This window comes from Klebsiella sp. EMBS2024 (assembly GCF_036233805.1).
GTDB classification, from domain to species: Bacteria; Pseudomonadota; Gammaproteobacteria; order Enterobacterales; family Enterobacteriaceae; genus Klebsiella; species Klebsiella pneumoniae.
In genome coordinates, this window is sequence record NZ_JAZARW010000001.1 from 4,956,251 (window position 1) to 4,975,213 (window position 18,963).

17 protein-coding genes are annotated in these 18,963 nt (G+C 50.5%); 4 read left to right on the plus strand and 13 right to left on the minus strand.

Annotated features, from left to right (window positions below):
• From VZP09_RS22755 to aspA, 4 genes are all read right to left on the minus strand, one after another.
• Positions 1 to 441 (minus strand): protein-disulfide reductase DsbD domain-containing protein (locus VZP09_RS22755; RefSeq protein ID WP_328795424.1); only part of this gene is annotated, 441 nt, incomplete at its 3' end.
• Complete coding sequence (gene cutA / locus VZP09_RS22760; RefSeq protein ID WP_002885422.1) at positions 417 to 740, minus strand: divalent cation tolerance protein CutA; 324 nt, start codon at positions 738 to 740, stop codon at positions 417 to 419. The genes cutA and VZP09_RS22755, both read right to left, overlap by 25 nt.
• Positions 741 to 864: 124 nt before the next feature.
• On the minus strand, positions 865 to 2,166 hold the full coding sequence (locus VZP09_RS22765; protein ID WP_002885423.1) for an anaerobic C4-dicarboxylate transporter: 1,302 nt from the start codon (positions 2,164 to 2,166) through the stop codon (positions 865 to 867).
• Between the two features lie 115 nt (positions 2,167 to 2,281).
• Positions 2,282 to 3,718, minus strand: a complete 1,437-nt coding sequence (gene aspA, locus VZP09_RS22770; RefSeq protein WP_002885424.1) for an aspartate ammonia-lyase — start codon at positions 3,716 to 3,718, stop codon at positions 2,282 to 2,284.
• Positions 3,719 to 4,055: 337 nt separating this feature from the next.
• On the opposite strand from aspA, the gene VZP09_RS22775 reads away from it, so the two are divergent.
• Entirely contained in the window at positions 4,056 to 4,532 is a 477-nt protein-coding gene (locus VZP09_RS22775; protein WP_002885425.1) for an FxsA family protein, read from the plus strand.
• Between the two features lie 50 nt (positions 4,533 to 4,582).
• Here the strand turns inward: VZP09_RS22775 and yjeH are convergent, their stop codons facing one another.
• Positions 4,583 to 5,833 (minus strand): L-methionine/branched-chain amino acid transporter, encoded by a 1,251-nt coding sequence (yjeH, locus tag VZP09_RS22780; RefSeq protein ID WP_025368533.1) that lies wholly within the window; start codon positions 5,831 to 5,833, stop codon positions 4,583 to 4,585.
• A 232-nt stretch (positions 5,834 to 6,065) separates the two neighbouring features.
• On the opposite strand from yjeH, the gene VZP09_RS22785 reads away from it, so the two are divergent.
• From VZP09_RS22785 to VZP09_RS22795, 3 genes are all read left to right on the plus strand, one after another.
• Positions 6,066 to 6,359 carry a co-chaperone GroES gene (locus tag VZP09_RS22785; RefSeq protein WP_004152420.1) on the plus strand — a complete coding sequence of 98 codons (294 nt, stop codon included), beginning with the start codon at positions 6,066 to 6,068 and terminating at the stop codon, positions 6,357 to 6,359.
• 37 nt (positions 6,360 to 6,396) lie between these two features.
• Complete coding sequence (groL, locus tag VZP09_RS22790; RefSeq protein ID WP_032439114.1) at positions 6,397 to 8,043, plus strand: chaperonin GroEL; 1,647 nt, start codon at positions 6,397 to 6,399, stop codon at positions 8,041 to 8,043.
• Between the two features lie 260 nt (positions 8,044 to 8,303).
• Positions 8,304 to 8,657, plus strand: a complete 354-nt coding sequence (locus tag VZP09_RS22795; RefSeq protein ID WP_004152419.1) for a DUF4156 domain-containing protein — start codon at positions 8,304 to 8,306, stop codon at positions 8,655 to 8,657.
• Between the two features lie 54 nt (positions 8,658 to 8,711).
• Here VZP09_RS22795 and yjeJ read toward each other — a convergent pair whose 3' ends face one another.
• The 8 genes from yjeJ to VZP09_RS22835 all read right to left on the minus strand — a co-directional run bounded on the left by yjeJ (position 8,712) and on the right by VZP09_RS22835 (position 18,708).
• Entirely contained in the window at positions 8,712 to 9,575 is an 864-nt protein-coding gene (gene yjeJ / locus VZP09_RS22800; protein ID WP_004177752.1) for a YjeJ family protein, read from the minus strand.
• 14 nt (positions 9,576 to 9,589) lie between these two features.
• Positions 9,590 to 11,713: a peptidase domain-containing ABC transporter gene (locus VZP09_RS22805; protein WP_016831378.1), complete on the minus strand. Its 2,124-nt coding sequence runs from the start codon at positions 11,711 to 11,713 to the stop codon at positions 9,590 to 9,592.
• A complete protein-coding gene (locus VZP09_RS22810; RefSeq protein ID WP_328795426.1) occupies positions 11,706 to 12,992 on the minus strand; it encodes an HlyD family secretion protein in 1,287 nt (428 codons plus the stop codon). Before VZP09_RS22810 ends, VZP09_RS22805 begins: the two co-directional genes overlap by 8 nt.
• A gap of 103 nt (positions 12,993 to 13,095) precedes the next feature.
• A complete protein-coding gene (locus VZP09_RS22815) occupies positions 13,096 to 13,446 on the minus strand; it encodes a hypothetical protein (protein WP_004177746.1) in 351 nt (116 codons plus the stop codon).
• A 334-nt stretch (positions 13,447 to 13,780) separates the two neighbouring features.
• Positions 13,781 to 14,797 (minus strand): fimbrial protein, encoded by a 1,017-nt coding sequence (locus tag VZP09_RS22820; RefSeq protein WP_004177744.1) that lies wholly within the window; start codon positions 14,795 to 14,797, stop codon positions 13,781 to 13,783.
• Positions 14,798 to 14,820: 23 nt separating this feature from the next.
• Positions 14,821 to 17,364 (minus strand): fimbria/pilus outer membrane usher protein, encoded by a 2,544-nt coding sequence (locus VZP09_RS22825; RefSeq protein ID WP_004177742.1) that lies wholly within the window; start codon positions 17,362 to 17,364, stop codon positions 14,821 to 14,823.
• Positions 17,365 to 17,399: 35 nt separating this feature from the next.
• A complete protein-coding gene (locus tag VZP09_RS22830) occupies positions 17,400 to 18,086 on the minus strand; it encodes a fimbrial biogenesis chaperone (protein WP_004177740.1) in 687 nt (228 codons plus the stop codon).
• A 58-nt stretch (positions 18,087 to 18,144) separates the two neighbouring features.
• Entirely contained in the window at positions 18,145 to 18,708 is a 564-nt protein-coding gene (locus VZP09_RS22835; protein ID WP_004177738.1) for a fimbrial protein, read from the minus strand.
• Positions 18,709 to 18,963 lie beyond the last annotated feature (255 nt).

The following is an 18,963-nucleotide window of genomic DNA, read 5'->3' on the forward strand; positions in this document are numbered from 1 at the left end:
GTCGTTTGAGGCCGCCCGCACGGCGCTCAGCGGGATCACTTTAGTCTCCGGCGGATAACAGAATCCGGCATCGGCGCAGCCCTGCCAGGTGACGGTGAGAGTAGCCTCTTTGTCCGCCTCCTTCACCGTCACCGGCACGGTCAGGCGTTGGCGAAAGGTCTCGCTTTTGCCGTAAAACTCATCTTCATGCCACTCTCCCGCCGGCAGCGCCGGTTCGTCGATCGTCGCCCCGGCGGCGCTGAAGGTAAGCTGTTGACGATAAAGATAATAACCATCCTTGATTTGCCAGCTCAGGTTGACGTCATGCTGTTGCTGCTGAAAGTCAAAGGCGAAAGCTTGATCAGCAGGCACGAAGTTCGAGCGCCCCGGCGCGTCGAATAACCCGGCGGTGGCTGATGTGCTGCACAGCAGCAGGATCAGCGTAATGATGCGGTAAGCCATGAGAGGTAATCGTTGTCTCCATGCGTGACGGGTAGAACCAGCAGTTCTGGGGTTTGATACGGGTGGTGTGACTTCAGGCAGTCCAGCAGCGCCTGCTGATGGGCAAGGTCAGTTTTGAGTAGCATCTGCACTTCATACTCCTGCTCGAGTTTCCCTTCCCAGTAATACAGAGAGGTGGCTCCCGGCAGCAGCGTAGCGCAGGCTGCCACCTTTTCCGCCAGCGCTTTTGCCGCCAGATCCTGGGCGGTCGCTTCGTCCGGCGCGGTACAGAGCACAACAACAGCATCAGGCGTAGTCATCATGAACCTCGTATCAGCGAAAAGAGGCACTATAACACGCAAGATGCGGGGATATTAGCGTAACGAGCGGGGAAAGTGAGGGCAACGGAAGGCGGGCCCGTAGTGGGCCCGCCGCCAGCGGTATTTACAGCATAATCCCGCCAAAGATAAAGCCGAGGATCACGCACAGCGTGATAGCGATAACGCCGGGGATCAGGAAGGCGTGGTTAAAGACATATTTACCAATGCGGGTTGAGCCGGTGTCGTCCATCTCTACCGCCGCCAGCAGGGTTGGGTAGGTCGGCAGAACGAACAGCGCCGAGACCGCGGCAAACGAGGCGATAGCCGTCAGCGGGCTGACGCCCAGCAGCAGCGCGGCAGGCATCAACGCCTTGGTGGTGGCTGCCTGCGAGTAGAGCAGCGTGGCGGCGAAAAACAGTACCACCGCCAGCAGCCATGGGTAATTATGCAGCAGATCGCCGGCCACGGCCTGGATGTCGCTGATATGCGCTTTAACGAAGGTATCTCCCAGCCAGGCGACGCCGAGGACGCAGACGCAGGCGCTCATCCCGGACTTAAAGGTGCTGGCGTTGAGCACTTCGCCGGTGTCGATTTTACAGGTGATGCTAATCAGGGTGGCGATGGTCAGCATAAATACCACGATCGCCTCGTTACGCGGCAGCACCGGGTTCTTAATCAGGCCGACGGTATCGCTGATGGCCGTGGCGTAGAACATCACCGCCACGATGCCGATCAAAAACAGCAGAACGGAACGTTTGGCGTGCGGCTGCAGCTCAAATACCTGGCTGCCGCGCAGTCTGACTTCCCCCTTGGCCAGCCGCTCCTGGTAAACCGGATCGTCTTTCAGTTCGCAGCCGAGGAAGTTGCAGACGATAGCGGTGAGCATCACCGCCAGCAGCGTGACCGGAATACAGATGGCCAGCAGCGTCAAATAGCTAACGCCCAGCGGTTCAAGGATACCTGCGAAAAAGACCACTGCGGCGGAAATGGGCGAGGCGGTGATCGCTATCTGGGAGGCCACTACCGCAATCGACAGTGGACGAGACGGACGAATGCCTTGCTCTTTGGCAACTTCGGTGATCACCGGCAGCGTGGAGAAGGCGGTATGGCCGGTGCCAGCGAGCACGGTCATAAACCAGGTCACCAGCGGGGCAAGGAAGGTAATGTACTTCGGGTGGCGGCGCAGCATCCGTTCGGCGAGGCTGACCAGGTAATCCATCCCGCCGGCGACCTGCATGGCGGCGATAGCGGCAATCACCGCCATAATGATTTCAATAACGTCGAAGGGGATCGCACCCGGTTTAATTTGAAAAATAAGCGTCAGGACAAGGACGCCAAGGCCACCGGCAAAGCCGATACCGATGCCGCCGAGCCGGGCGCCGAGATAAATCGCCAGCAGGACAATAACCAGTTCTGCACCAAACATATATGCCTTCCTTGTTTTTTAACAAGTTGATATTGAATTGTTGTATTTTAGTAAAACCAAAAAGCAAAAAAGGCATGTCATCGCTGACATGCCTTTGAATGACTAACCTGAAAGATTACTGTTCGCTTTCATCGGTATAACGCTTTGCTTTATAAGCGGGATGCATCAGGTTTTGCGCAGAGAAAATATCATCCAACTCCGCCGCCGTCAGCAGTCCGCGCTCCAGCACCACTTCCCGTACGCTCTTGCCGGTTTCGGCACAGATCTTGCCGACGATATCGCCATTGTGGTGGCCAATAAACGGGTTGAGGTAGGTGACGATGCCGATGGAGTTGTAGACGTAGCCTTCACATACCGCTTTATTGGCGGTGATGCCGTTAACGCATTTCTCCAGCAGGTTGTAGCAGGCGTTGGTCAGGATATGAATCGACTCGAACATCGCCTGGCCGATCACCGGCTCCATCACGTTCAACTGCAGCTGACCGGCTTCGGAGGCCATGGTCACAGTGGTATCGTTGCCGATAACTTTGAAGCAGACCTGGTTGACCACCTCCGGCACCACCGGGTTAACCTTCGCCGGCATGATTGAAGAGCCAGCCTGCAGCTCAGGCAGGTTGATTTCGTTGAGGCCCGCGCGCGGACCGGAAGAGAGCAGGCGCAGGTCGTTACAGATCTTTGACAGTTTCACCGCCAGGCGTTTCAGCGAGCTGTGAACCATAACGTACGCCCCGCAGTCCGAGGTGGCTTCAATCAGATCTTCCGCCGGGACGACCGGTAAGTTGCTTACTTCAGCCAGCTTCTGCACCGCCAGCTGTTGATAGCCGTCCGGGGTGTTGAGGCGAGTACCAATGGCGGTGGCGCCGAGGTTCACCTCCAGCAGCAGCTCCGCAGTGCGCAGAATGCTTTTGGTCTCTTCATTAAGCAGCACATTGAAGGCATGGAACTCCTGGCCGAGGGTCATCGGCACCGCGTCCTGCAGCTGGGTGCGGCCCATTTTGAGGATGTCCTGGAACTCCACGGCTTTCGCCTGGAAGCCTTCGCCCAGCTGTTTAATCGCATCGATTAACTTAAGGATGGAGGCATACACCGCAATGCGGAACCCGGTGGGGTAAGCATCGTTGGTGGACTGGCATTTGTTGACGTGATCGTTTGGGTTCAGGTACTGGTATTCGCCTTTCTGGTGGCCCATCAGCTCAAGGCCAATGTTCGCCAGGACTTCGTTGGTGTTCATGTTTACGGAGGTACCGGCCCCGCCCTGGAAGACATCGACCGGGAACTGGTCCATGCATTTGCCGTTATTCAGGACTTCGTCACAGGCGGCAATAATCGCATTTGCCGCGCTTTTGGGAATGGTCTGCAGCTCCTTGTTCGCCAGCGCGGCGGCTTTCTTAACCATGACCATGCCGCGCACGAATTCTGGTATGTCGCTGATTTTGCTGTTGCTAATGTAGAAGTTTTCAATCGCTCGCAGAGTATGAACGCCGTAGTAAGCGTCCGCGGGAACTTCCCTGGTGCCCAACAGATCTTCTTCGATACGAATGTTGTTTAACATGTGAACCTTCTTTTCAAGCTGCCAATGAATTCACCAAACACACAGAATATCCAGTATTCAGTATATTTTCTGGCCGACGATTATTTCCTTAACCGGCCCGGTGCCCAAGATCATATGCTGATGATAGCGAATATCAGTAAGCTTGATCACTTATTACATTGCGGGTATGAGAAGATTTATTAATCTGTGAAATGGGTCACCGCTTTCTTATTCCTGAGAAAAATAAGCCTTTCCGCTGATTGAAAAGCCGCTCAGCATCCCCATGTTAGTGGGATGCGATCAGCAAATTGATGATTACGGGCGCTGAACGCAGCGCCCGTTGATGAAGGAGACGCCGGTGCGTTGGATTCCGTTTATTGCTTTTTTTCTTTACGTTTACATTGAGATATCGATCTTTATCCAGGTTGCGCACGTGCTGGGCGTCTTTATGACCCTGATCCTGGTGATCTTTAGCTCGGTGGTAGGGATGTCGCTGGTGCGTAACCAGGGCTTCAAAAACTTCCTGCTGATGCAGCAGAAGATGGCCGCGGGCGAGAGCCCGGCGGCGGAGATGATCAAGAGCGTATCGCTGATTATCGCTGGTCTGCTGCTGTTGCTCCCGGGGTTCTTTACCGACTTCCTCGGCCTGCTGCTATTGCTGCCGCCGGTGCAAAAGCATTTGACGATGAAGCTGATGCCGCACCTGCGCTTCAGCCGGATGCCGGGCGGCGGCTTTAGCGCCGGAACTGGCGGCGGAGAGACCTTCGAAGGGGAATTCCAGCGCAAAGATGAGCAGCGCGACCGTCTGGACCATAAGGACGATCGCCGCGATTAACATTNNNCGGCCCGGTCAGCAGATGCGACCGGGCCGCTTTCTTTGCAGGCCTACACGCTTCCCGTCGCCAGCTTGCGCCTGGGTAAAAACAGCCACAGCCCCGCCAGCATCACCAGCGCGTACAGGCTTTTCCAGCCGACCATCGCCAGCAGCAGCAGACAGAGAATGCTGCCCACCACCGCCAATAGCCGATAGCGACCGCGCAGCAAACGACAACCCGCCAGCATGCACAGCAGATAGATCATGATGAAAATGCCATTGGCGTAAACGATCAGCGCGTCCAGATTGATATCGAGCAGATAGATGCCAAGGGTGCTAAATACGCAGGATCCCAGCACGGCGTTGAGGGCGTTGCGCGGGATCTGCCGTGGCGACAGCCTTGCGAGGTAGCTGTGTGGCTTATGCTGCGCTTGCGACCAGACCAGGCGGGCAAAGCTTTGAATATAGATGTTGAGGCTGGCGAAACAGGCGAGATAGCCGATGACGCAGGCTACCCACAGCGCTTCGACGCCGAACAGACGGACCACGATATTCGGTAATGACGCCGCCGCCGCCATCTCCTCGCCAAAGGCGTGGAAGTGCAGCACCAGCACGGTGCAGGCCCAGTAGACCGAGCCGGCAAGCAGCAGGCCTATCATCAGCGCCCTGGGGAAATCACGCTCGGGATGTTTAAACTCCGAGGCGAGATGCGCGAAGGCTTCCAGACCGACAAAGCACCAGAACATCACCGACAGCGCCGAAAAGAGCTGCCCGCGGTCAATCTCCGCCGGGGCCGGGAAGGGGATCTGCGCCGGGCTTATCCCGCCGCGCCACCAGACTACGACGATCAGCGCCACAATCAGTACGGCAACCAACGTCTGCAGGTTGGCGCTGGAGCTGGCGCCACGCGAACCGACCCACCAGACGATGGCCAGGGTGCCCAGCTCCGCCAGCAGCAGCTGCGCATCATGCCAGCCGAACAGCGCCTGGCCAAAACCGGTGGCGATGTGCAGGGCGGCGGGGAGTCCGACCGGGATAACCGATAAAAACAGCCAGCCGGTGACGCTGGCCAGACGTGGCCCAAAGGCCATATCGACAAAGTGGGCCACGCCGCCCGCGCTGGGAAAATGGCGGCCGAGCAGGGCGAAGACGATGGCAATCGGGAAAACAAGGAGAATGAGCAGCGGCCATGCCCACAGGCTGTTATCGCCAGCGACCAGCGCCGCCAGCGCCGGGACGGCGAAGACGCCGGTACCCAGCAATGAGGTGGAAAGCAACCCAACTCCCTGTCCCAGCCCTAACTCCTGTTTTAAACCACTCATGATTCAATCCTGCGCCAGTGAAAAAAAAGAGAGTATCACAATCGCTTTTCCTTATGACCGATTGCCTGACATGGCCGCTTTTTGTGCGCCAGCGCAAAGGTAAAAATTTTTTTTAATTTTGCCCTTGAAGCCGGAAATGGCCATCCCCATCTCTCTCTGCACTAGCCGGTAAACCGCGTTCGGCCCGGCGTCACCCATAACTGATAATGACTTTCTCGAAGGAGAGCTATCAATGAGTATTCGTCCGTTACATGATCGTGTGATCGTCAAACGTAAAGAAGTTGAAACCAAATCTGCGGGCGGCATCGTTCTGACCGGTTCTGCAGCAGCTAAGTCAACTCGTGGCGAAATCATCGCTGTCGGTAAAGGCCGCATCCTGGAAAACGGGACCGTGCAGCCGCTGGACGTTAAAGTTGGTGACATCGTGATTTTCAACGATGGCTACGGCGTGAAGACTGAAAAGATCGACAACGAAGAAGTACTGATCATGTCCGAAAGCGACATCCTGGCAATTGTTGAAGCTTAATTCGCACGACCCTGAACGAATTTGAGGAATAAAAGAAATGGCAGCAAAAGACGTAAAATTCGGTAACGACGCTCGTGTAAAAATGCTGCGCGGCGTAAACGTACTGGCAGATGCAGTTAAAGTGACCCTGGGCCCGAAAGGCCGTAACGTAGTTCTGGACAAATCCTTCGGCGCGCCGACCATCACCAAAGATGGTGTTTCCGTTGCACGTGAAATCGAACTGGAAGACAAGTTCGAAAACATGGGCGCGCAGATGGTGAAAGAAGTTGCCTCTAAAGCGAACGACGCGGCAGGCGACGGTACCACCACCGCAACCGTACTGGCTCAGGCTATCGTGAACGAAGGCCTGAAAGCTGTTGCAGCAGGCATGAACCCGATGGATCTGAAACGCGGTATCGACAAAGCGGTACTGGCTGCAGTAGAAGAGCTGAAAGCGCTGTCCGTTCCGTGCTCTGACTCCAAAGCTATCGCTCAGGTAGGTACCATCTCCGCTAACTCCGACGAAACCGTCGGTAAACTGATCGCGGAAGCGATGGATAAAGTTGGCAAAGAAGGCGTGATCACCGTTGAAGACGGTACCGGTCTGGAAGACGAACTGGACGTAGTTGAAGGTATGCAGTTCGACCGCGGCTACCTGTCTCCGTACTTCATCAACAAGCCGGACACCGGTGCCGTTGAGCTGGAAAGCCCGTTCATCCTGCTGGCTGACAAAAAAATCTCCAACATCCGCGAAATGCTGCCGGTTCTGGAAGCCGTAGCGAAAGCTGGCAAACCGCTGGTCATCATCGCTGAAGACGTTGAAGGCGAAGCGCTGGCGACCCTGGTGGTTAACACCATGCGCGGCATCGTTAAAGTGGCTGCGGTGAAAGCACCGGGCTTCGGCGACCGTCGTAAAGCTATGCTGCAGGACATCGCTACTCTGACTGGCGGTACCGTTATCTCTGAAGAGATCGGTATGGAGCTGGAAAAAGCGACTCTGGAAGACCTGGGCCAGGCGAAACGCGTGGTTATCAACAAAGACACCACCACCATCATCGATGGCGTTGGCGAAGAATCCGCAATCCAGGGCCGTGTAGCTCAGATCCGTAAGCAGATCGAAGAAGCGACCTCCGACTACGATCGTGAAAAACTGCAGGAACGTGTCGCTAAACTGGCTGGCGGCGTGGCAGTAATCAAAGTCGGTGCGGCTACCGAAGTTGAAATGAAAGAGAAAAAAGCACGCGTCGACGACGCCCTGCACGCAACCCGTGCTGCGGTTGAAGAAGGCGTGGTGGCTGGCGGCGGCGTAGCGCTGGTTCGCGTTGCGGCGAAACTCGCTGGCCTGACCGGTCAGAACGAAGATCAGAACGTCGGTATCAAAGTTGCGCTGCGCGCAATGGAAGCGCCGCTGCGTCAGATCGTTTCCAACGCCGGTGAAGAGCCGTCTGTTGTGGCAAACAACGTGAAAGCAGGCGAAGGTAACTACGGTTACAACGCAGCAACTGAAGAATACGGCAACATGATCGACTTCGGTATCCTGGACCCAACCAAAGTCACCCGTTCTGCACTGCAGTACGCGGCTTCCGTGGCTGGCCTGATGATCACCACCGAGTGCATGGTGACCGACCTGCCGAAAGGCGACGCGCCTGACTTAGGTGCTGCTGGCGGCATGGGCGGCATGGGCGGTATGGGCGGCATGATGTAATCGTGCGCTCTACGGCATAAAAAAGCAGAAACCCCTGGCCAGCAATGGCTGGGGGTTTTTCTTTTGGCGCGCTTTTTAGTATAAGGCTTATACATAAAAATCATTTAAGCTGCATCAGAGCGGCAAGCACCTCCGTTTCGGTAGCGACCTGGTAAGCGCAGCCGGGGAGGGAATGAACGCGGCTCATGCCGACGCAGTTTGAAGGATGACAGATTTACATCCGGGCCAGTGCGTCCAGCTCATCGATCATGGGGAATAACATGCAGGTAAAATATTTAGCAGGGATTGTCGGCGCAGCCTTACTGTTGGCAGGTTGCAGTTCCAGCAATGAATTAACCTCTGCCGGCCAGAATGTGCGTTTCGTGCAGGAGAAGCCGGGCGCAGAATGTCAGCTGTTAGGGACCGCGACGGGTAAACAGAGCAACTGGCTCTCCGGCCAGAATGGCGATGAGGGCGGTTCCATGCGCGGTGCGGCGAACGCCTTGCGTAACCAGGCAGCAGCAATGGGTGGCAACGTGATTTACGGCGTCAGCAGCCCGACACAAAACCTGTTGTCGAGCTTTGTACCTACCGACAGCGAAATGAACGGCCAGGTTTATAAGTGCCCGAACTGATGCGTGACGCCTCTCTCTGCGAGCGCAGAGAGAGGCGTGGTCGTTAGATGAGGATCAGGCGTTAAGCTCCGCTTTCTTCTCCAGATAGAAGGCGTGCAGAGGACGCAGGCACTCTTCCAGACTGAGCATTCTTCCCGGCTGGGAAGGGATGACAGTACTGAAGATCTGGCATGGCGCCAGCTCCGCGTGCATCGCCTTGAGCTTGGGGCTTTTCTCGATAATCCGCGTCACAACGTTATTTTCCAGTTCTGATAAATGCGGCGCGCTGGTTTTGACCACCGCTCCGGAGACAATTTTCTTGCCTTCGTCTGTCTCGCAGCAGTACAGCACGCCCAGATAATGGGAAAACAGGTTTAGCTTCCAGTCTTCCTGGGGATACTGCTGGTAATCGATATTGGGCTGAGTGGTTAAGTCGACGGTATAGCACATTAAAAAATCCATATTTGAACTTAAATACTGAACCAGTTCCTGGTCGCCGACTGTTTTTAATGCTTGTTGAATACCGATAATTAATGCTTCGATTTGCAGATCGTCAATACATAAAGTACTAATTTGTTCATCCTGAAATACAAGAATTAACGTTGACTGTGTTTCGCCAGGTTTGAGCGTAATGGACATGATTCGCCGCTCAGGGGATGGTTGCTGTATTTCAGCCGTCTCAACCTGAGGAATATTGGCAACAAGTGCCTCATTATACGTGATAAGCTCATCTTTATAGGCCTCTCCCTGGTTTTCAAGCCGCTGGAAAATCACAGCCATTCTGCTCTGCAGTATCAGGAGCAGATCAGCTAGCACCGGTGCCTGAAGATAGTAAATCTCGCAAAAGCCATTTTCCTTCTTAACTTTCAGCAGCAACGCTAAAAATCGCTCTTCAAAGGTAATTCCTGCGGTATTAAAACCTATAAACGTTCCTTGCATATTCTTCTCCTTTATTAAGCAGTAGTCACCGACTTCGATTGTGAGAGATCGATAACACGATCGGCGGATGCAATGGTCGATGGTCGATGCGCGACGATAATGCGGGTGATACTTAGCGCTGAAATAGACTGATTGATAACCGACTCATTTCTGAGGTCAAGATGGCTGGTAGCCTCATCCATGAATAAAATACTCGGTTTGCGATACAGTGCGCGGGCGATCAGGATACGCTGCTTTTGCCCACCTGAAATACCCAGCCCAAGTTCGCCGACAATGGTTTCGTATCCCATAGCCATCTTCATAATTTCATCATGAATGTTGCACCGTCTGGCACACTCCATCACAAAATCAAGATCGGCGCTATCATCGAAGCCACTTATATTATCAATAAGGGAGCCGGAAAAGAGACGGTCTTCCTGGAGTACGCAGGCGATACCAAGACGATAGTTATTCAAACCAATCTTTTTAATCTCCAGATTATCCGCCAGTATTTCGCCGGAATCCGGCGAGAGCAGTCCGCACATAACTTTTAATAGTGTGGTTTTCCCTACGCCAGATGGGCCAATTAACGCAACTGATTCTCCAGGAGCAACGGTTATGTTCAAATTTGTAAAGATGGGTTGTGAAAAAGGATCGTATTGATAACTAAGATTTCTCACTTCAAGTTTTACGCCAGTGTTTTCCGTAAAAACACGCCGCGATGGAAGTTCTTTTTCTGGTTCACTAAATGCTATTTCTGATAGACGTTCGTTGTGCAGTGAGAGCATACGAAGTTGCATCACCAAATCAATGAGATTCGATGCACGTTGAGAAAACTGACCCCGATAGGCGTTAAATGCCATAAACATACCGAGCGTCATCTCATTATCAATTACCATAATGGCACCCAACCACAGTACCACTACCTGATCGATTGAGGTGATAAAGGTATTAATGCCACCAAACATCATATCGAATCGAGTTTGCTTTATACCTGCATTGCTGGCGTCAACGTTAAGATTCAGCCAATGCTGTGAGCGACGTTCTTTTAAATTCAGTGCTTTGATCGTAGAAATGCCATAAAGTGACTCCATAAAGTGGGAGTTAGCACGTGCGCCTTTGACGACCTGTTCTTCCGTTACGCGACGATAAAAGCTATAGGTAGCAAAGCGCATAATCGCATAGCAAATGGTAAAGCCGATGACGACCCAGACTAACCAACCACCATATAAGGTCAGCATCACCAATAAACCGATTGTCATTATCGAGTCGATGATGCCGGTAACGATACTATTGGTAAATATTGAGCGAATCGTATCCAAAGACGAGAAGCGAGACTGAATATCACCTAAATGCCTTTTCTCAAAAAAGGATAATGGCAAACTTGTCAGATGATCGAATAACGTCGTTTTCCACTGAATATTTGTCAGGGTATTTAACGTTAACGACGTCCATGCACGTAGCATGCTAATAAACGTGCGGAATAGGGTAAAAAATATCAACCCGATACAGATAACAGACAGTAAGCTTTGGTCGTGAGCCATAATCACATGGTCAGTGACTAGCTGTGTACCAATCGGTAACAGGAGTCCGATAGCTTCTACCACTACAGAGTAAGCAAAGATCTTAATCAGTGCTGATTTTAAACCAACAATTTTATGCATTAAATCCAGCAATCGTAATCGGGATTTTGCTTCTTCTTGCTGGAAGTTATGATCGGGCCAAAGTTCAAGCGCTACACCGGTAAAATTGTTTGACATCTCATTGATGCCAATGATTCTTTTACCCAACGCCGGATCGTGAATAACAAATCCGTTTTTCCTTACCTTTGTAAGAACAACGTAGTGGTTCATCCCCCAGTGGATGATGCAGGGGAGTTTAAGCTGCTTTATTTCATCAAGGTCAAGAGCTAACGCCCGGCTTTTTAAGCCGGCATGCTTTGCAGTTTTGCTTAGAGACATTAGTGAGGAGCCCTGGGAGGGGCTACCAAACCGCTGACGGAAATTAAACAGATCGATATTCAACCCATAAAAACCACAGACCATTGCCAGACAGGCAATTCCACATTCTGATGATTCTGACTGAAGAATAACGGGCGTTTTGTTAACAAGAGAAAAATTTAACTTTGCAACAACAGTTTTGAAAAGTTCGTTAGTCATGGATCGGCCCAGTAATGCTTTGAGTTATCTTATACACAGGGGTAAACATCCACATATAGAGCGGACGCTCTTCCAGGAATACAACAGCTTGAGCCTTGAGGCCATTTGAAAGCGAAAGCGTTTTACCATTATATTCAAAGGTTTTGTTTTCAATTTTCACAATGGTCTTATAGAGCGCCAGTTCCTGCTGGTTTGTGCCGTTCGTAACATTGGTATACTCAGACATTTCTTGTCGAGATGTGGGAACAGAAGATATTGAAAGTATTTTTCCCGGGAATTGACCAAATTTATCTGATGGGAATGCAGCATAACGAATGTTAATTACATCCCCAGGTTTTACATAAGGTATACTATTGTTAGGTAACCATAAAATAAGATAATACTCTATATCACCGGTAGGTTTTATCTGTGCTAGACTGCTGCCTTTATCAACCATTTGGCCTTTAGTGACGGTCAATGATTCAATACGGCCTTCAGTCGTTGCTTTAATAATAATGTTACCGTTTGCGTTTGATTCAACCAGTTGATTTTTATAATCATTAATCTGGTTTTCTTGTGACGAGATTTGATTGTCAAAATCAGCTATTTTTGTAATTTTATCACTATTGAGCTGAGTGACCTGCGATTCCAGTTGCATTTTCTGACTCACCAGAGACTGGTAAGTGCTTTGTTGTTGAAAATACAAAGAGTGTTGATAGTTATATTGGTCTTTGGTAATCAGTCCGTCACTTAAATACTTATCATAGCTGGATAGATTATCATGCATTTTCTTTAATCCAGCCTGGGCGTTAGCCAACATGCGATTAGTTTCTTTTAACGAATCATTGATTGTTTTTAACTGCTTCTCTAAAGAAATGGTTGTTTCTTCTTTATTATGATTCAGTTTTGAAATGATATCTTCAGCATTTGCGATCTTTTCATTAATGACCTCTATTTGTACCGCACTAANATTACCCGTTGTGGTGTTCCGGGAAATGTCGATCTCATATAACGGCTGGCCTTTGGTCACAATATCGCCGACTTTTACANATTGGGAGATAACAAAGCCTTGCTGCGGGGCATAAACGTTGACAGAGTGAGGTAGAGTAATGACCTCTCCCTGAACGTCGATTCTCTGGGTAAAGGAGCAAAATACTGTGGTGGCTATCAGGATCGCAAGAAAAGCAAAAGAGAGTAATGCAACAAGCCATGCTGGAAGCCCTGCGAGCAGCAGTGCCTTTCCTTTCCAGTGATGCTTTTTATACTCAATCGCTTCCTTGCGATAGATTTTTTTTAACATAGTTATCGCTTAAATTATAAAATGAAAAGGCCCGATACGTCAGGCCTTAATTACTAATGAATGCTTGTCAACAAACTGTTGAGCTAATCATTGGCGCGTAAACTTAGTTGCTCCAGAAGTTCAGGGTGCCGTCATAAATAGCATCCATTACGCCCTGAGCATAATCCAGAGTCATATCCCAGCCAACGATACCCGCTGCAATACCAAAGCAAACGCCACCGAGAATAACCCCGGCGATCATCCCTACACCCTGGCCGATTGAGCCGATACCGAAGATACCGCCACTTACGCCACCCCAACGTCCGGCGTACGCTGTACCAAAAATAGCGCCCAGAGAGGCGCCCAGTGCGATAGCGCCAACTTCTTTTGCGGCCCAGGTGACGATATCGGTAAGAGTATCGGTCAGCGCACCGCCAGAAATTTCTTCCATTTCAAATACAGTTAATTGGTGCATGATTAGTCCTTTAACTAAAATTAAAATTATATATTCATTCCAGACCAGAATTTGGTCCGCAGAAAAGATAGTCGTTGCTGTAGTATGAATCAACTCAACTAAATATGAATTGTTGATGAAATTAGAGGTTAATAGTGAATCAAATCTAAACTATTTATAGGTTCATAAAACAGTAACTAATTCAGCAGGTGGTGGCACGCAGCTATTATCGATGTGCTGCAGATATATTGATTTATTCTTGCATTCATATATGACATTTTTTTGGTTGTTGACATAAAAATAAAAAAGGTGGATATCATTATCCACCTTTTGTAGGGGTATGGAGGTTATACTTTTACTCTTCCTGTATGACAACTTCAAGCATAGCTTTTACATGACCGGAAGAGACTTCAGCGCTATTGTCACTCATGCGATAATAGTCGGCGGTGAAGGTAAAGTTTTGTGATGCCTGTGCCTTGGCGAAGCTATAAGTTTCGGCGTCGTAAAATATTATAGGCTTGTTGTCAATTTTGAAGATAACGCCAACGTTATTTGCGGCTTCGGTTCCAGTTATCATGTTATCGATGATCCCATCCCCGGCAGAACTGGTGCCATTAACAGGGTTAAACCAGTAGTAAAGCTTGTTGCCAACTGAACCTTGTGGGCAAGTCACATCCATTTTGATAGTTTTTTGTGATGGAGTTGTACCTCCTCGAGAAATGGACATTAATGTGTTTTTTTCAATTTTATTCAGGGTGATTTGGCTAGGCCCTGATACTGAAATATCGCAAGAGGTATCTTTATATGAAATAGTCTTGAACTTCAGGGTTGCTGTTAACAAAAGGCGGTCAGCTGCCCTTGGGTTGGTGCTTAAGTTACCTGCTGAGAATTTAAATACCGGGTTTGTACTGGTGCCGGATGTATCGATGACCTGCTTTGTTTTAATTAACCATACCGTCATAAATTTATAATCTTCATTCGATTCTAAAATAGGTACGATTGTAGATTGAGCAACAGCAGGATTAATAGAACCATTTTTGCTGCTCAGAAGATCTGAAAACTGAAAGCCAATTCCATCTATGCCAGTTTCATAGACTGGTTTGCCCCTTATACCCGTGACGCCGGTAACTTCCGGTGCTGTTGATTCAACAATATACTGGTCTCCCATTATTTTGCTGCACTCAAATGTTTTATAATGTCCGGTACCGACTTTTTTAGTATAGAGGACTGTACCCACCGGAATTGTTGGGTCTGTTGCGATTTTAGGACTTATGTTAAACATTGCTTGTCCAGCGGAACCAGAATAATCGCATTTGGCAATTACCTCGCTACAACAGCATAGTAGGGATAAAAAAAGAAGTATTTTTCTCATTCTTTATTGTTCCTTGGTCAATATTAGCGACAAACCGTTTCGATTTGACTGATGCCAGACGCTTTGCCTTCCCTGGCTGGTAAAGTAAATGAAGCGTTACATTGCTGCGCTGCGCTTTTGCCCCACTGGACGTTAAGGATCCCGGTCTCTTGCAGGCCGGACATATAGACCATCCCGGCGTCGCTGACGATACTTGGCTGCGATTTGCTGTCGCCGGCGAGCAGAACCATTGCGCCATAAGGCACGTCCTGGCCGCTGGCGGTTTTCAGATGCACAAAGGCCCGCTGGCCGATATTGCCGTCATAATTAGCACGCACGATGGCACCACGGGTCGGCACGACGCTTTGCGTAGTTTCTGGAAGCTCCATATCTTCACCCAGTGAAGTGCTGTCAAGGGTGATGTCGGTACGACGGTAAGGTGTAACGTACGGGACGATAGCGTAACCGCGATAGTCGGTGGAGATGGTGTTATCGTTGGTCAACTTGACGTTATCCAGGCCCGGCGCTTTAACCAGCACGGCGGCGTCAGTGATGTCCTGGCCAAGTGTAATGCCATCGGCATGAGCGACGATGCTGCCGTTGGCGCCGTAGTCAATACGTTGGCTGTTATTGTCATAGCTATAGCCGGCATTAAGGCTGCCGCGGGCACCGTTATAGGTCCCACGCATATCGCCGCTGTAATATTCCCGGTTGCTGTACCCTTGCTGCAGGCTCCATTCCAGGCTGTCGTTATCTAGCCCGACGCCACCAATGGAGACCGACTGATCGGTAGATCCCGGATTGCTGTTGGTTAATTGATAGCTGGTATAGGTACCCGGCAGCCAGTTGCTCAGCGGTAGCGTCACCGTCAGGGTGATGCGCTGATCGTCCTGGGCATCCTTACCTGAGTTATTTCCGCTCCAGGTGTAGCGGTTATAGCTGTAGCCCAGATAGTAGTTCACATTACGGAAACCGCCGTTGTAACCTACGCTAATTGACTTGTTGGTTCGCTTATCGTCCCAGTAATCTTCAATCAACCCGCTTATCGACAGGCTACCGAGGCCTTTACCCAGGCTTTGGTTAACCGTCAGGTTGGTGCGATTGCGCAGTGAGCGAGAGGTATAATTACCGTCATTAGAGTAGCTATCCAGCACCTCCGAGAGGGTATTAAAGCCGCGGGTGGAATAGCGGTAGCCCGCGATGGTGACATTGGTGCCAGTTTCGACAATGTTTTTACCATAACGGACCCGCCAGGACTGTCCTGAGGTCTTTTCATCGTCTTTCTTTTTCGACCATGCCTGGGTGACGTCTGCCGAGGCGGCGCCAAGCTCGCCCAGGTTATAGCCGAGGCCCGTCGACAGCGCCTGGTAGCGCGAGGCCGCCTGCATACCGCCATAAAGCGTCAGGCTGCTGGAGACGCCATAGGTCGCGGTGGCCTGAGTAAATGGCGTTTCATCGACTCCACCATCGTAAGGACGATATTTACCGGAAGTAATCTCATACTCCAGTTGATTTTCACGCACCATGACCGGTAGGGTGGCGAACGGCACAACAAATTCTTGCTTGGATCCGTCGGACTCTTCCACGCTGACGTAAAGGTCGCCGCTACCGCCGCTCGGGTACATATCGGTGATTTCAAATGCCCCGGGTGCCACGTAGGTCTGGTAAACCTGGTAGCCGTTCTGTTTAATGACGACGCGGGCGTTGGTTTTGGCGATACCGCGAATAATCGGCGCATAGCCGCGCATACTTTCCGGCAACATCGTGGTATCGGTGGCCAGCTGAATACCGGTAAACGGCACGCTGTCGAAGATGGTTGAGAGCGATGAACTTTCGCCCATCACCAGGTTACTGTTGATCGAGCGAATACTTCGCTGCATATAGAGATAGGCGGAGTCCCAGTCCCCGGCATCGCTATTGTTTTTATTCCATGTGCTGAGGTTGCGGATACGCCATGGGCCAACGTTGAGGCCAGACTGCAGGTTCAAGCTGTAGTATTCATCATTGGCCTGCATGTCGTTCGAGCCGCTGAACTGGTAGTTCACCAGCAGGGCGTTGATGCCATCATCAAACTGATCCGGTGGGATATATCCCTGCGCGGTGGTGGATAAGGCCGCCTGCGGAATAGAAATATTTAAGCGCTGGGCGGTAAAGTCAAAATCCGCTTTGGTGTCCGGAATGACAGAAAAGTTTGCACAGCCGTTTTGATCCTCGGCTAACTCTGGAAAGGATTTTATCCTTACGCCATATTCCGCGAGAGCTTTTAGACTCAGGCAGGGAACCAGAGCGGGTTCGCGGTTATCGCTGCTGGCGCGATTGTTGGCGACAAACTTTATCGTCCTGGTATCCAGGTAGCGGCCATTAAACATGATATCGACCCGATAATCCCCCGGCGCCTGCGCGTTCTGGGTCTGAAATACGGATAAGTCAGGAGTGGTTGATGGATCGCTACCATTCAATGAGCTAATGAATGAGGGATCGAAAAAGTCACGTGCTTGCGCTTTATTATTCAAACCAGAAAGCAATGCCGGAAGCATTGCAAAGAAGATGGTGGATAGTTTGAATAATCCATTATTCTTATTTGGCATAGACACATCCCTATAATGATAAAATAAATTTCTTATTACAGCGATGAGGAGTAGAGCGACCCAGCTCCGCCATAATCATTGACAACTTTCCAGGTAATGCTGGAGGCATTAATATTTTCTTTTAACGTCACTTCTTTAGTCGTCATCGGGGCGACCGAGTTGACTTCCGGCTTCACTTCTTTGCTGCCAATCTGGATGCTATGGAAATAGAAGAAAAAGGGCGTTGGATTTTTGATCGTCAGCTTAGTGCCAGACTTTCGCCATTCGAGCTTTTTCGCTTCCGTATTAGGGGAGAGGTCGAAAAGTGCTTTAGGACGATAGACCAGACGCATACGGTGACGGACTGCTAGTTGAATGGTGTTGTTATTCGCTTTGGCATCATCTGCCGGAGGAATCGCCATCACGTTAAAATAGTACATGGATTCCCGGTCGGTCGGCGCATTAACGTTTCCGTTAGAAAACAGACGAACCGTATTCTGTTGTTTCCCTTCAAGGCGGAACAGCGGCGGCGTGGCCATAAAAGAGGGCGCTTTTCCTGCCGGCGCTTCAACCCAGGATTTAATCAGATAGGGAATATCATCTTTATTTTCTATTTGCGCGGTGATTTCACGTGCGCCTTCTTTATACAGATAGCGGGTGGATCCCACTACAATACCGGCATGGGCAATACTGCTGAGGAGTAATGCACAGGAAGCGGTGAAAGTTAATAAAGTCCTGAACATGTTTTTTCTCTGAATGCAAAAAAGGGCCCGCCGTGAAGCGGGGCCCTTTGGGGAAAAATTAGATGGTGTAATCGATAGTAAAGGTCGCAACACCTTTAACCGGGCCTTCGGTTACCGGAGTAGCAGAGTTCACTTTTACATAACCAGTGGTGTACTTCAGCTGAGTACCGGTAGTAGCAGAGTAGCTTTCGGTCATGGTGTCAGAACCGTCGAAGGCTACGCGATGTGAATCGCTGAGACGCTGGATACCGATACCGATACCGGTAGCGCCGCCAGCTGCGGTGTTGTCCAGGATGGTTTTATCGCTGGAGGTGACACCGGCAACGTTTACAGTCAGGCCGGTAACCGGGTTAGCGCTGCCCTGTGCGCAGTCAGTAACTTTAAAACCGAAGTCCTGAGTTTTGAACAGAGTACCTGCAGCTTCAGCATTTGCTTCCGCAGTGGTCACAGTGATCAGCTGAACGATACCGTTGTTCAGGGTACCAGTCGGAGTCACGACGCAAGAGTTAGCTGCATCAGAGACTTCACCCAGTACAGTTACCTGAGCGGTGTTGGTTGCCATTGCCTGAGCACTCAGCACTGCAGATGCAGCGACCATTACAGCTACGATTGTCTTTTTCATTTAATTAATCCATATATAGATACTTAGTCCTGTGTAGAGTTGATAACAGTTATCAAGGGAATGGAGTATGCATTCGCATTGATATTGAAAATAAGCGCCAGCATTCCTTTATATAGTGCTGAGACAAATCATCCTGTTGAACAACGCTACCATATCGCTTGCCATAGCGAACCATGGAGAAGCGGGAGTAATTTAAAAGTCTGGTGCAAAAAATGCTTGTGAATTGTTGATGAAGCACCTGTGAATTTAATGCTG

What these genes read in the sequence shown, in the direction of transcription:
- VZP09_RS22795 (WP_004152419.1), top strand. Translation starts at nt 8,304, where the DNA reads ATGCAGGTAAAATATTTAGCAGGGATTGTCGGCGCAGCCTTACTGTTG.
- VZP09_RS22830 (WP_004177740.1), bottom strand. Translation starts at nt 18,086, where the DNA reads ATGTTCAGGACTTTATTAACTTTCACCGCTTCCTGTGCATTACTCCTC.
- groL (WP_032439114.1), top strand. Translation starts at nt 6,397, where the DNA reads ATGGCAGCAAAAGACGTAAAATTCGGTAACGACGCTCGTGTAAAAATG.
- aspA (WP_002885424.1), bottom strand. Translation starts at nt 3,718, where the DNA reads ATGTTAAACAACATTCGTATCGAAGAAGATCTGTTGGGCACCAGGGAA.
- VZP09_RS22805 (WP_016831378.1), bottom strand. Translation starts at nt 11,713, where the DNA reads ATGACTAACGAACTTTTCAAAACTGTTGTTGCAAAGTTAAATTTTTCT.
- VZP09_RS22820 (WP_004177744.1), bottom strand. Translation starts at nt 14,797, where the DNA reads ATGAGAAAAATACTTCTTTTTTTATCCCTACTATGCTGTTGTAGCGAG.
- VZP09_RS22785 (WP_004152420.1), top strand. Translation starts at nt 6,066, where the DNA reads ATGAGTATTCGTCCGTTACATGATCGTGTGATCGTCAAACGTAAAGAA.
- cutA (WP_002885422.1), bottom strand. Translation starts at nt 740, where the DNA reads ATGACTACGCCTGATGCTGTTGTTGTGCTCTGTACCGCGCCGGACGAA.
- yjeH (WP_025368533.1), bottom strand. Translation starts at nt 5,833, where the DNA reads ATGAGTGGTTTAAAACAGGAGTTAGGGCTGGGACAGGGAGTTGGGTTG.
- VZP09_RS22825 (WP_004177742.1), bottom strand. Translation starts at nt 17,364, where the DNA reads ATGCCAAATAAGAATAATGGATTATTCAAACTATCCACCATCTTCTTT.
- yjeJ (WP_004177752.1), bottom strand. Translation starts at nt 9,575, where the DNA reads ATGCAAGGAACGTTTATAGGTTTTAATACCGCAGGAATTACCTTTGAA.
- VZP09_RS22765 (WP_002885423.1), bottom strand. Translation starts at nt 2,166, where the DNA reads ATGTTTGGTGCAGAACTGGTTATTGTCCTGCTGGCGATTTATCTCGGC.
- VZP09_RS22815 (WP_004177746.1), bottom strand. Translation starts at nt 13,446, where the DNA reads ATGCACCAATTAACTGTATTTGAAATGGAAGAAATTTCTGGCGGTGCG.
- VZP09_RS22835 (WP_004177738.1), bottom strand. Translation starts at nt 18,708, where the DNA reads ATGAAAAAGACAATCGTAGCTGTAATGGTCGCTGCATCTGCAGTGCTG.